The sequence below is a fragment of the Novipirellula artificiosorum genome (genome assembly GCF_007860135.1).
Taxonomy (GTDB): Bacteria; Planctomycetota; Planctomycetia; order Pirellulales; family Pirellulaceae; genus Novipirellula_A; species Novipirellula_A artificiosorum.
Genome location: NZ_SJPV01000004.1, coordinates 575,441 through 586,525 on the forward strand (window position 1 = coordinate 575,441; position 11,085 = coordinate 586,525).

The 11,085-nt window shown below is 53.0% G+C and carries 11 protein-coding genes; 7 read left to right on the forward strand and 4 right to left on the reverse strand.

What is annotated here, in order from left to right; translation table 11 throughout:
- Nucleotides 1-9 precede the first annotated feature (9 nt).
- The 7 genes from Poly41_RS14670 (at nt 10) to Poly41_RS14700 (ending at nt 8,944) form a co-directional block, all read left to right on the forward strand.
- Nucleotides 10-492, forward strand: coding sequence for a hypothetical protein (locus Poly41_RS14670; RefSeq protein WP_146527057.1), 483 nt, complete (start codon nt 10-12; stop codon nt 490-492).
- Between the two features lie 87 nt (nt 493-579).
- A complete protein-coding gene (locus tag Poly41_RS14675; protein WP_197231346.1) occupies nt 580-1,611 on the forward strand; it encodes a transglutaminase domain-containing protein in 1,032 nt (343 codons plus the stop codon).
- A 463-nt stretch (nt 1,612-2,074) separates the two neighbouring features.
- On the forward strand, nt 2,075-3,565 hold the full coding sequence (locus tag Poly41_RS14680) for an ankyrin repeat domain-containing protein (RefSeq protein WP_146527061.1): 1,491 nt from the start codon (nt 2,075-2,077) through the stop codon (nt 3,563-3,565).
- Between the two features lie 55 nt (nt 3,566-3,620).
- Complete coding sequence (locus Poly41_RS14685) at nt 3,621-4,841, forward strand: hypothetical protein (protein WP_146527063.1); 1,221 nt, start codon at nt 3,621-3,623, stop codon at nt 4,839-4,841.
- Between the two features lie 196 nt (nt 4,842-5,037).
- Nucleotides 5,038-6,216 (forward strand): hypothetical protein, encoded by a 1,179-nt coding sequence (locus tag Poly41_RS14690; RefSeq protein ID WP_146527065.1) that lies wholly within the window; start codon nt 5,038-5,040, stop codon nt 6,214-6,216.
- 221 nt (nt 6,217-6,437) lie between these two features.
- Complete coding sequence (locus Poly41_RS14695) at nt 6,438-6,968, forward strand: RNA polymerase sigma factor (RefSeq protein ID WP_197231347.1); 531 nt, start codon at nt 6,438-6,440, stop codon at nt 6,966-6,968.
- Nucleotides 6,965-8,944, forward strand: coding sequence for a hypothetical protein (locus tag Poly41_RS14700; RefSeq protein WP_146527069.1), 1,980 nt, complete (start codon nt 6,965-6,967; stop codon nt 8,942-8,944). Before Poly41_RS14695 ends, Poly41_RS14700 begins: the two co-directional genes overlap by 4 nt.
- An 84-nt stretch (nt 8,945-9,028) precedes the next feature.
- Here Poly41_RS14700 and Poly41_RS34110 read toward each other — a convergent pair whose 3' ends face one another.
- From Poly41_RS34110 to Poly41_RS14720, 4 genes are all read right to left on the reverse strand, one after another.
- The gene (locus Poly41_RS34110; RefSeq protein ID WP_197231348.1) at nt 9,029-9,205 is read right to left on the reverse strand and encodes a hypothetical protein; all 177 of its coding nucleotides are present in this window, start codon (nt 9,203-9,205) and stop codon (nt 9,029-9,031) included.
- 302 nt (nt 9,206-9,507) lie between these two features.
- Entirely contained in the window at nt 9,508-9,732 is a 225-nt protein-coding gene (locus Poly41_RS14710; protein WP_146527071.1) for a DUF4314 domain-containing protein, read from the reverse strand.
- Between the two features lie 178 nt (nt 9,733-9,910).
- On the reverse strand, nt 9,911-10,165 hold the full coding sequence (locus Poly41_RS14715) for a hypothetical protein (RefSeq protein WP_146527073.1): 255 nt from the start codon (nt 10,163-10,165) through the stop codon (nt 9,911-9,913).
- 201 nt (nt 10,166-10,366) lie between these two features.
- Entirely contained in the window at nt 10,367-10,654 is a 288-nt protein-coding gene (locus tag Poly41_RS14720) for a hypothetical protein (protein WP_146527075.1), read from the reverse strand.
- Nucleotides 10,655-11,085 lie beyond the last annotated feature (431 nt).

The window sequence follows — 11,085 nt, forward strand, 5'->3', positions numbered from 1 at the left end:
AGGTGTGTCATGAAGAAGTTCGTAAGTCCCGCTACCGTTACCGCTGTAATTGTGCTGACGCTCGCCGCCTATTCGGAAGCGAAAGCTGATACGAAGCATTTGGAAATTCGCTCGTCAAAGCAGTGCCCCGATGGGTTGGTCATCCAGACGCAAACGGCGGACGGAATGATCGAAGTCGACGTGTTCGCAAATGCCAGTGCAATTACAAATGCCGGTCAACTTTACAAAGACGGGGCTGCCATCAGCGCGAACCTGACAATCGCCACGGCGAAGGAGAAGATCGCTTCTGTCAATCTGTACGGGAGACCCGACGGCGATGGCGTGCGTTACTCTTTTCAAATTGCTGAGTCAGCTGCCCAAACGTCAAGTCTTCACCTCCACGCCGGACTTTACGAGAAGAATGGATTTCAAACTCTCGGCGGGACAGTCAAGATGCAGGTGATTCTTGGTGAATTTGCAACAGAAAAAACCGACAACCCCGAAGAAAAGTAATTCTGCAAACTACTAAACGTAACCTTCAACCGAATGTGCTGCCGCTGCCGGTTATTGAAAACAAGTACAATTATCACAGGAAATACCATGACATCGTTCCTTCGATTGATTGCAACGATAACGCTGGCTCTTGAGCTTCATTTAGCGGTTCTTGTCGCGTCAGAACCAACTGTTAACTCCATTGACTACTCCAATCCGGATGCTTACACGGCGATCTCCGATACGCTGGGCAGCGCTCACGCCATCGCGGAGCAAGCATCTGCGCTCAAGGGCAACGATTCGCGGGCGACGATCAAAAACGTCTTGGAGTGGATGGACGCAAACTTGAGCTATGACGGGACGAAGGCCTACGAGTGGCGGAACTACGACACCGTCGTCGAGCAAGGTTGCTATGGTGGGTGTGCTGACCAAGCGATCGTGTGTGGCGTCCTTTTGCAAGCTGCGGGCGTACCCACCGTCTGGGTCAAGACGATGGACGTTCCATGGATTTGGGATCTAAAGAAGGGACGGTCATTCAAGTCATGGTCGGGACATGTATTCCTGGAAGTCTATCTGGACAATCAGTGGGTATTGCTCGATCCAGGAGCAAAGCAGATCTACATGCATTACTCACCCGAGTCGCGCATTCTTCCTGGAGATCGTTTTGCCTACCACAAAGGCAACGATCCGCAGCAGATGGTCATGTCGCTGCAATGGGAGCAATGGAAGGAACAGACGAACTCGTACTTTTCGCAACTCGATGACTCAATGTTACCGGTTGATATCAAGGACGTGGCTTTTGTCGGCGTCGATGCCTACGTCATCGGTAACAATCCGCACTACAAGACGCTATCCGAGTCTGCGCGTCAGCGTGGTTGGACCGTCCGCAGGTCGTTCAACTCCGACTACGACAATCTGCTCCCACTAGCACAAGGACAGGTGCTGCTGATCGAGACTCAGGGCGGCGCTCCGATCGTTCCACTGGACGTGCTTGAACGCGTTTATCCTGGCGCATCAAAGGGGTTGAAGGCAAGTGACGGCGTGGTTCGCGTTGGTTCAACAACGATTGCGTTTGTGGACTGTTCAACGTCCGACAGCGGGAAGCCCCCGCAACTGCCAATGTTCGATCAGCAAAGATAGCGTGTGGTTTGGGCCGACAGTGCTGCTGATCGATCACCGGCGGTAGATCCTTTACGCAACGAAGGTCGAAACAAGAGGCTTACCAGACCGGGAGACGTTCATCCAGAAAGGAATCGTCTATCAACATCGTCTCACGATGTCGCGGGCCAAGAACTTTCCGCAAGCCGACTCTGGGTCGAAGAAATCCACGCCTTTTGTTCTCCCCGATGCCATTCCGTTCAATTTGATCGACTAAGACGGGAACCCGGTCGCCAATGCTAAATTCGTCTTGAATCTCAGAATTCGCGGTGGAGGTAGGTGCGGCTTAATGTGCCGCGCGGGACTCGTAAACTCATCCACTACAATACAATAATTGAAGGACTTAATCATGCAGTTAAATCGGGATTCGGCTTGTTGTAATACGCAGCAACTCGAAGACTATTTGAACGCCTCGTCTGACCGATTCTAAGAGAATAGTCGTCCAATGAACAACATGATTCGTGAATCGACGTACCTGCGAACTGTTCGACACCATTTGATTCTGACGATGCTTTTACTTTGCATTAGTTGGACCGTCGTTGCCAACGCTCAACAAGTTGCGACAGGCTCCATGAGCGGGCGAATTGTGCTGACAGCTCCCATTCCTAAAGTGCCTCCGCTTCGGATGCTGCCGAACGGGCAGCCCAACTTTGGGCATTTTCCGACCATTGAGCAACGTGCTCGCATTGAAGCAGCGAGAGTGCAAGTCCAAGATCAATCGTTGTTAGTCAGTCAGGATGGTGGACTAGCCAATGCGCTCGTTTACATCCGCAAGCCGCCCGAAGGTTACGTTGCGCCGCAACCGCCAGGCGAACCTGCCATCATTGAAGTGAAGAACTTTTTTACGATGCATCCTCGCGTGCAAATTGTTCGAGTCGGCCAGCTGATTTCGTTCCGTAATGCTCACGATCACTTGAGTGATTTTCGCTTCTCGCCAACGTACTCCGAATCTCTGAACTTCCTGCTTCAACCTGGGCAACGCCGCCAGGAAGCCTATGTTTTCGGGAAGAACGAACCTGTCCCTGTCAGAATTCATTCCGACCTGTTGAATATTGATTCATACATTCTAGCCGTCGATCATTCGTTCACCGCAATCACAGACACCGATGGAAGGTACGAAATCAAAGACCTGTCCGCAGGCGAATATACGTTGTTTGTATGGCACGAACGTGTCGGCGTTCATTCTCGTATTTCTGTGAATGTCGAGGCGGGGAAACAAGCCGAGCATACGCTCAGTGTTCCAGGCACTGAATTTGAAGATTACACGGACAATTTGAACGCCATGTTAAAGACGATTCAAAGCGGTGACCTGAACGCCGTCAAGTCGCTGATGAATTCAGTCGTTGCAGCGGATCGAAACAGCCTGAAGCTTCACATCCTACAGAGCCCGAATGTCGCAGTGATTGAACTGCTTTACACACAATGGAATCTTGACCTCAATCCCGCCCAGTTTGCGGTCGTGCGTGGCAACCTTGCAGCGGTTAAGCAAGAGACGGCGGCGATGCCAGCTGATCAGATCGATGCGTTGCATTTGCTGCACTTGGCTTCGGTTCATGGTCGAGTGGATGTGATTGTCGAGTTAATGAAACGCAAACCCAGTATTGAACAAGGGTATCACTACGGGGCCACTCCGCTGGCCTATGCAGCAGAGCAAGGACATATTGAAGCCGTTGCAAAGCTGATTGAACTTGGGGCTGATGTCAATTTCAAGGCCGACTACACGGCCCTGCAACGAGCCTGCATCGGGAAGCAACCGGCGACCGTTCGGTTGTTGCTCGAGAAGGGTGCTGATCCGAATATCGCTCGCCATGATGGACAAACCGCTTTGCATCTTGCCACGAAATTTGGTTGCGACGAGTGTGTCAAGTTGCTGCTCGAACACGGTGCCGATCCCAAGGCGATTGCCGATGTAGACGCCACACCAATGGGGCGATAGGCCGTGACAGGCTTGCCCTAAAGACTTCAAACTTTGAACCAGGAAAAACAGAATAATGCGAAAAGACTTATTCACAATCTGGATCTTCTTGCTGATGCCGATTGGGTGTGGTCAGCGGGCTCAGGAGAACACCGTTGAATCGGAGCTCACCTCTCAGAATTTGCAGCATCGAGTCGTTGAAGAGTACAGCCCAATGAAGGATACAGTTGACATCTCAGAGCTGGGGCGCAAGACAATTGGGTTGTGTGTGCCTGTTCCCTACCAAACCGAATTCGAGCATTACGTGGCGACTCCGGTGATGGCTTGTGTAAAAACAGAGATTGTGCAGCTATCCATTCGTGATGCCCTGACGGACGATGAGGTCTCAGAGCCAGTTAAGGTGGCGGCCAGGTTGCTTGACAGTATCCGAATGGGAGACAGTTTGAACACCAGCGAGCTGATGTACTCACCGGATCCTGCGAAGAAGAAGAAGCTTGCGGACCGTGCTGCAACCATGTTGAAGCCGATCAAGTTCTTCGAGGACGTCGTACTTGGAACCTGTATGTTCATCGGCGAGTACGCTTATGTGTCAGGTGAGAATGTTGTAGGTGCAATCTCTAACCTGGTGATTCCCGTGCATATCGAGTCTCTGCAGGTCAACTTTAGTTTTGGAGAACTGGATCAGGTTGCAAGTGAATTCGTCACTGTCTGGGCATTTGCCAAATATCACTTTCCAGACAGGTTTCCCTACGCAACGACGTCGGTCCTGGATCACGCAATGCCGCTCGGAAAGGTCTGTACACAAGTTGAAGGGAACGAGGTGGCTGTCTATCTCATGAATGGCGAGGCTGTGCGGGATAACTCCCCGCACCAACCTAAGCTCAAGACCGCAGTTGATCGATTCCAGGACCTGTTCTTGGATTTTGCTACCGAACGGTACGATGAGTTTTCAACAGGTTTGAGCGAGCCTGCCGCAGGATTCTTCAAGCGTTTGCGGATGAAGCCGAGTTTTGATGAGCAGGCAAAGCGTTCTAGCGAATGGAAGAAAGATGTCAAGTCTGCAGGATTCCGCGGCAATGTCTTTACGTTGCTTGTGGAGAATACAGTACCGGCCGACGGTGTCGGAGAGACTTATGGTGAGGTCTTGGTGATGGTTGACGCTGACGAAAGTGGACTCTTGCTGGCGACATATGGAAACATGCCCAGCGCAGTGACTGCGATTGTACAAGCTGCCCAGACGCAATCTAACGCACAGAACGGTGATTCTGAAAAGAAGCCATCGAAGGAAGAGCAATGACAACGGCAAAACAATCCAAATCAACCGTTTTAAGGCCCGTTACGAACAAGCCGATTTTCACTCGTCAGTTGCAGGGGACACAATCGTGAATAACGCTCGAGAACTAGTTCATGGATGTCGTTTAGATGCAACTTCAGCTCAGAGGACCACGACCGAGACAAACTCACACTTGCGCAGTCAAGTTATTGCCGTCGCCGTGTGTGTTCTCCTAGTACCGGTCGATGTCCGTGCTGAAGGGTTGGTCCCGACCACGGCGACGAGTGCAGACAGGTTCATGCCCGTTTGGACTTTCACGGAGATCCTGGGCCAGAACCATGCTGCGGTGATTGCCAGGAGGTCAGATTCGTCCGTCTCGGATTTAACCAGTCAGAAAAACACGAAGTACGCGTCGTTTGAAATCAGTGACGTGCTGAAAGGCGAACCGTCACTTGCAGGATCAACAGTGGTCGCTCGGCCGTCTGGCGGCGATCCGAAAGGGGAAATGTTTCTGTTGGTAGGCAAACGAAGCAAGTCAAGCAAAGAAATAAGTTGGCGTGTGGCTAGGTCAGTGACGCAAGCGTATCGAGAGCATGTGCTAACCGTAAATGGGCTGGAGCAGTCTGGTGCCCAACGATTGACGTTTTTCCAGACGCTGCTGGAGCACGCAGACCAATCTGTGTCAGCGAATGCTCATCTGGAGTTCGTTGTTGCAGCGGACGACGCGTTTGAGAGAGCGTGTGACCAGTTGGATCGAACAAAGATACGTCAGTGGTTGAGTGAGCCTGACATTGCCGCAGATCGTCGTCGGCTGTATTTGGCGATGTTGGCTCGATGCGGAAACGCTGCCGACGCTGAGTGGATTCAACAAGAATTGACAGCCAGGGACATTCCCGCATCTCTTGATATTTGGCTCGGATGCTACCTGGCCTTGAAGGGCGAAGCTGGATTGCCAATGGTGCACAGCCGGTACTTGGTCGATTCACAAGCAACCTTTGCAGAAACTTACGCCGCGATTCAAGCACTGCGATTTGTTCGTGACTTGCCCAGCTCGCCACTTTCCAGAAAGTCGCTCATCTTGTCGTTTCGGCTGCTTCTGGAAAATAGTGCACTTGCCGATCTTGTCATCCCCGATCTCGCGCGACTGAAAGACTGGGAATCGATGGATCGTCTTGTGGCGTTGTTTAAGGAACCGGACGCTGAGCGGTGCCGTGTCCCCGTCGTCAACTTCATTCGCGCTTGCCCCACAGCTATCGCAAAAGAGCGTCTGAAGGAAATGGATATGCTGGACCCTGAGGCAGTTCGACATGCGAAGTCTTTCTTTGGGGTGGCTGACTTAAGTAAAACTCGAGTCACGCTTCGTAGATTATATGGAGTCAATGGAATCTCTGGCTGTTGACCCGCATGACATTCGATTCGCAAGCGCCGCGCGGAGATGGCACCAATGCCGAAGGAAATCTATCTACAGTTTGCAAGCGAGGCGGGTGACTGGCAATGAGTATTGAATTCGTACGGATTTCTTGCCCGTTTTCGATTTTCCTTGAGTGATCAGTCGTTTGTCGGTCACTTCCCCTGTGAGAATGGTCTCACTCGAAACACCGACCAGGAGAAACAATCACTTTGGACCTTCAAGAGAGTATCGACCGATTCGGCTCTCCCTTGACGGGATTGCTCGTGTCCTGGGGTGTACCCGCCTTTGATGCCGCTGAATTGGCCCAGGACAGTCTTGCCGATGCGCATCTGAGCCTTGCGTCCTGCCGCGGTGATGTGAACGAACCGCTTGTGTTTGGTCGTTGGTTGCGGGGGATCGCCAAGAACAAGTTTCGAGCGTGGTCGAGAAGCCGTTCGCGACGTCAACGCTTGGCCGCCGCCGCAGAGCCAGAATTGCTCGACCGGATCACTTCCGAGACCATCGTCATCGACGAGCGCTTGCTGCGATTGCGAAACGAGATCCAGCGACTTCCCAATAAGCACCGCGAAGTGATCTTGATGCACTACCTGGACGAAACACCGGTTGTAGAAGTGGCGGCACTTTTATCGATCTCGGTGAAAGCAGTCGAAGGTCGCTTGTATCAAGCTCGAAAGAAACTTCGAACGCAGATGGATGAACCCACGAATTGGACCCAGGTGGCAAAGGCGGTGTTACTATGAATCAATCTACCGGCGAGCGTTTGATCGACGAACATGAAATCCGCGCCGCTCTGCGACCGTGGCGGCCCGATCGCCAGTCATTCGCGGATGGTGTCCGTAATCGCGTCGAATTGGTGGTTAAGCGACGTAGCGATGCGCACTTGAACGATTCCGCCAGCGCGAGCGATCCACGACCAAGCGAATGGCTTCGCATTGCCGCTTCTTTCGTTCCGATTCATTTGCTCGGACGAAGTTTTGATACGAGCGTTGCGCCAATCTCGTTTGCCGCCATTTCGCTGGGAAAGAAGATGGTCGTCGTGTTGGCGTTTCCGTTCCTTTGTTTTTTGATGATCGGATTGACGGTGATCGGAATGATGAGAATACGCGCTCTTCAGCACGAGCAAGGTTCGGCTAGCATCGACATCGAACAAGCTCGGCAAGCGACCGCCCAGTGGTGGAAACGTTACGGATGGATCGCAGCAATCGTGTTCACTGCTGCATTGGTTGCACCGTTCTTAGGTTGGTCCATGCCGCTCATGGTCGCGCTTGTTTGTTCCGGTTTCGCCACAGTATCCTTGGTTCGAACTCTTGCGAAAGAAAACTTGATCGATCGCGCGGTGGTCGGCGGAAGCTGTGTCGCCGGCTTGGGGATACTGGGACAATTGTCGGCGACGTTTGCAAGTATGAGCTCGTCGCAGCTCCTTGATCCCTACTTGGTGACCGGCGTGTTATTCAGCGGTTCATTCATGATCGGCGCATTGGTTCGACCGTCGTCATGGACAGGTCAAGGCGTGGAGCATCGTTTGAGCAAGCAAACGAAAATGGTCCTATTGGTGACATTCGCCATCAGCAACATCGCACTGGCCTGTCTGGCATATCGACTGGCTTCGTATTGGCTGTTGATCTTGATCGCGATGGGAGTGACTGTGGCCGCGAGCCTGTTGGCGACTCCTCGAGTTCGCAAGTCAATGAGCAGTCTTTGGGTGATTGGAGGTGTGCTGCTAGGCTGCCTGATTATGACCGTGTGTTCGAAGTCGTATTGGGGAGGAGTGACCTCAGCGGACCTTCGGCTTTACGTTGAATCGTATGACGGACAACGAATGGGCCTTTGGGATGATTGGGCAGATGTTGCACAAATGCTCGACGAAACGGATGTTGGGTTTGACAAAGAACTCGTGTTGAAGCGATTCCAGCAAGACTTGAAGCTTCATCCTCAGATGCGTGACCGGATGCTCACGGCTGCGGCGAGGTCTGGGTTGATCTCCGATTCGGAACTGCTTGCGTACCTGGATGTCCAGGCCGATCGAAGACAGTTGACTGACTCGACGAATTCCGATCAACCGATTTTGAATGTGAATACCGTTTACTTTCGCATTGTTGCCCTCGCATTCAGTAACGACTTCACGGAAACCGAACGTGATGTATTGACCGGGCGATTGATGGCTGATTGGAATCGGCTCGCTTCCAAAGATTTTGAGTATCGAAAGCTAGCGGATGTGTTGTTGATTTCTGAACTCATCGAAAGGCTGGATCGGACCACAGAGCGTGAGCGTCGTATCGCTGACGTCCACCGCTGGCTTGTCGAGTATCAAGTGACGGAGCCACACGCGTTTCGGAGCATTGGCGGGTTTCGCGCATTCATGCAAACGAACGAAAGTGATCGGCAAGCGACCGTGGCGGCAATCAGCTTGATGGAAATCTTTGGGACTCCGCGAGAATTGGATCTTACACGGTTGCGATCGTATCTGAGGCCGAACGCCTTACATGACCTACAAGCCTACAATTACGTCCCGAAAGTAGTTGCGAGAGAAAAACTAGTTCGACTCGCCGGCGTACCGCCACTGACGGTTTCCGACTACCTGCGGAGTGAATTACCGCTGTGGCTTTCGATCATGCTGGTTTTGCTCTTGGCCTACGCGACGTTTAGTTCGCCAAATCGTGCGTTGCATGCCCCCAAGCGTCTACGGCGTACGAGCGCGGCAGGTGCCAACCAATGAGTATGGAATCCGTGATTCTAGATGGCGAGAACCGTTCCTTGCGAATTGTGATTGGTTTCGGTACGAACATACGATTGCCTGTGATTACGCCTTCTTGGTTTTGGATTTCTTGTTCTTGTCGAGATACTCGCCAAGTGCGTCGAGCTTCTCGTCCCAGAACTGCTCGAACTGAGAGACCCAATCATGCACATCGCGGAGTGGGCTGCCAGCGCCATCTGCCGAGCGAGGTAAAAGATTCTGGCAGTTTTCGAGAGTCTTCACGAAGAGTGTTGCTTCCGCTGTACTCTTTGCAATCTGCGAACTAAGGCTGCCACGCCGGTTCGCTTAGAGTACCTGATGTCGCGGCGTTGCTTTTGCCGCGAAAAACGCCTGGTTTTTGCAGGGTTTCGGCAGCAGGGAGAGTCTCCTGGCGATCTTGATGGGTTGCCGATGGGGCTGCGTGACAGCCAAAAATTGGCAAATCAGGCCGAGGCTATCGCGCTCTCGCAATCTTGGCACCCTCTAAGTTCATTCGCCGATTGCTTCGGCTCCTGCGGACCGGACGCGAAAAACGCCGCTCTGGGTTAACAGCTTCTGCCGTTCGGTTGAACGGCGTCGATTCGCTCGACAACGTCCGGTGGAATCGAAAGCATCAACGATCGGCCGTTGTCCCAATCGACATCGACTTGCGTCCAGCCATTTTGCAGGTGCAGGCCCGTGACAGTTCCGGTGGTGCCAGTCGGAATTGGATCGGGATCGTCGGTCATCGAAGTCAGACGGATGCGATCGCCTGGTTTGAGCTGTGTCATTATGGTTGAGTTTTCCGTTACGAGCTTGATCAGTTCAGAGAAAGCCGTGGCCCGTTGCCGGGCAGCGTGACGCGTTTGGTTGGATGTGGCAAGGTTCCCGCCGCACTGACGACAAAACGCCCGGAAGCTACCAACGTTGGGCGTGCTGTGGCCGGCAATTGCTATGGGCTAGGCGGGTTTAAACCACCGCGCCAAGAATGCTCTTTTTGAGTTGGTCGAGCATCTCGCAAAAGATGTAGTGCTCTTCCAAGAGCGGGCCAGCCGGACCGCCGTGGTCGACGTCGGCCTTTTCAAGGGCATCGACCAAGGGGCGAAGGTTGTCGGCGATTCGGTAGTACGATTCGCGAATGTCTTGGTAGGTCGCCGGGTCGAGCTTTTTCATCGCTGTGCGAAGGGCTGCGGCTCTGGTCTTTTGGGTCTCGGTCATGGCCATGGTTGGGTCTCCGGTGGAAAGGGTATTGTTTGCGTTCGCCGCGTTGCGATGAACACATCAGGCCATGAATTCGCCGGCGCATCAACCAAGTCCTGGAATCACCTCCTGAAATTCTTGTTTTTTTACATCTCCAACTTGGCCGACAGACGCCGCGTGTTGCGGCGCCGCAACGGTATTCAGAAATTGCAGGGCAATCATCTGCTAGCAGCCGCGGGCGGTCTCCCAAGCCCGTTTGCTGCCGTAGCAAATCTGCCCACCTTCGACGATGTAGACCATCGCGTCTTCGGCCACGTCTTGGTCGTCGAAGTACTCGCTGGGATCGTCGTTGGAAGCTTCGTTCATCTCCGCGCCACTGGTCACGCCAGCAATCCGGTTTTCAAAAGGCCAGTTTTGCTGCGTCATCAAACGTTTGTCGATCTTCGTTTGCTGAAGCACGGCTTGGTGCTCGGGAGAGAACTCGGCACCAAATAAGTTTCGAACGTCATTCATGGGGATTTCTGGTGGGGGAGAAGTGTTCTGTCGTGATTGCTCATTGGACATGAGCCAATCAAAGAATAGAATTCCCTCGATCACGTTCCTCAAGATGCCATCACGCTTTTGGTCGATCGGCATCCTGGAAACCTCATCCACGATCGCAGCGGAATCAAACCACCATGGCTGGCAAGAAGACGGCAAGTTCCAGCCAATCAACGCTCGAAAAACTAGCCGTCGCGATTGGTGCGTGCGGAAAATCGGCGGCCTGTTGTTCGGGAAGGATCGAGGCAGACGACTTCGAGATCACGATCGCTGGTGCTGCCGTCGAAATTCAAACGAGGCTCACTGCTTGTTTGGGAAAAGGACCGACCGCGACGGTTCGATTTTGGCCAAGCGCGGCTGGAGCAAGCCGCCGAGTACGTCGCGTTCTACGCCGATTGCGAGCA

Coding starts and splice junctions, on each gene's coding strand:
- Poly41_RS14670 (WP_146527057.1), top strand. CDS start 10: ATGAAGAAGTTCGTAAGTCCCGCTACCGTTACCGCTGTAATTGTGCTG.
- Poly41_RS14675 (WP_197231346.1), top strand. CDS start 580: ATGACATCGTTCCTTCGATTGATTGCAACGATAACGCTGGCTCTTGAG.
- Poly41_RS14680 (WP_146527061.1), top strand. CDS start 2,075: ATGAACAACATGATTCGTGAATCGACGTACCTGCGAACTGTTCGACAC.
- Poly41_RS14685 (WP_146527063.1), top strand. CDS start 3,621: ATGCGAAAAGACTTATTCACAATCTGGATCTTCTTGCTGATGCCGATT.
- Poly41_RS14700 (WP_146527069.1), top strand. CDS start 6,965: ATGAATCAATCTACCGGCGAGCGTTTGATCGACGAACATGAAATCCGC.
- Poly41_RS14710 (WP_146527071.1), bottom strand. CDS start 9,732: ATGACACAGCTCAAACCAGGCGATCGCATCCGTCTGACTTCGATGACC.
- Poly41_RS14715 (WP_146527073.1), bottom strand. CDS start 10,165: ATGGCCATGACCGAGACCCAAAAGACCAGAGCCGCAGCCCTTCGCACA.
- Poly41_RS14720 (WP_146527075.1), bottom strand. CDS start 10,654: ATGAATGACGTTCGAAACTTATTTGGTGCCGAGTTCTCTCCCGAGCAC.